The following is a 277-nucleotide window of genomic DNA, read 5'->3' as shown; positions in this document are numbered from 1 at the left end:
CACGGCCGCTCAACGTCACTTGCTCGGTCAAATAATAACTGGCCGCGACATCAAACAGTGAGTAGCCACCCATTTCGTAGACACCGCCACCAAAAAGGTTCTCTTGGCGTTCACCTTGATAAAGATAGTTCAATGAAGCCTGCCAATCTGCCGCGTTATAAACAATGTTCCACTTGGCATTTTGTTTCGCTACACGGGACAAGGGTTGATTCAAGTTCTTATCTTTTGGATCCAGGTATTCAAGGGAAAGATGATGATCAAACGCGCCTGTTTCAAA

At 45.8% G+C, this 277-nt stretch carries 1 protein-coding gene; it reads right to left on the bottom strand.

Annotated elements, in window-relative coordinates:
- Nucleotides 1-277, bottom strand: a 277-nt coding sequence (locus ACYP03_RS25980) for a TonB-dependent receptor domain-containing protein (protein ID WP_459782671.1), incomplete at both ends; no start/stop codon positions are given.

This window comes from Photobacterium sp. R1 (genome assembly GCF_054600795.1).
Note: the sequence above shows the minus strand (reverse complement) of the source record. Positions and strands in the feature narration are given on the sequence as shown.